The organism is Pseudoalteromonas sp. SWXJ133 (genome assembly GCF_015864365.1).
In the GTDB taxonomy this organism is placed as follows: Bacteria; Pseudomonadota; Gammaproteobacteria; order Enterobacterales; family Alteromonadaceae; genus Pseudoalteromonas; species Pseudoalteromonas arctica.
This window is the reverse complement of the sequence record NZ_JADYXJ010000059.1, coordinates 1-786: the sequence shown is the minus strand read 5'-3', so window position 1 is coordinate 786 and position 786 is coordinate 1. Positions and strand designations below refer to the sequence as shown.

Genomic DNA, 786 nt, shown 5'->3' with positions numbered 1-786 from the left:
GTAACTGGAGTGCAACGCCAACAGGTACATTAGCTGAAGGTAATTATAGCGTCAGCGCCAGCATTACAGATGCAGCGGGTAATACAGGCACGGGTACAGACACGGGCGAAGTGGATATAACACCGCCAGTACTTGCCTTTACGCCGACGTTTGAGCTTGGTTTATTAGTTACCTTAAGCGGTACGTCTGACTTGCCAGCAGGCAGTGAAATTACCATTACCGAGCAACTTGTAGGCGGGGGGATTGGTGAAACATATACCACTACAACCGATGCGGATGGTAATTGGTCATTAATTGGATTAGATGTTTCCTTGCTAAATGTAGGCTCAGTGATCGCAACAGCCACAGATGCCGCAGGTAACACCCGTACGATTAGCTCAGATGACTTTGATAGTACACCACCGATACTAAGCGTGAACGTTGATGCACAAAGCGGCAGCAACACGCCAATCATAAGTGGCACAAGCGATGCGGGTGAGGGCGCACAAGTAACTATTGTGGTTACTGATAGCGCAGGCAACCCGCAAACCATCATCGCTTTAGTGGATGCAAATGGCAACTGGAGCGCCATACCAGCGAAACCGTTAAGCGAAGGTGAAAGTACTATTGAAGTAAGTGTACGCGACAGCGTCGGCAACGAAACGACGCTCAGTGACACCACTACGATAGACACGCAAGCGCCCACGTTAACCTTCCAAACCGTGGGTGACATTAGCGACTTAACCCCAGAGCTACAAGGCACCAGTAATGAAATTGGTGGCACCGTTATACTTACTATCACTGATA

1 protein-coding gene is annotated in these 786 nt (G+C 49.1%); it reads left to right on the top strand.

The window, feature by feature from the left end:
* On the top strand, positions 1-786 hold a 786-nt coding region (locus I6F40_RS19615; RefSeq protein ID WP_197193339.1), incomplete at both ends, for an Ig-like domain-containing protein.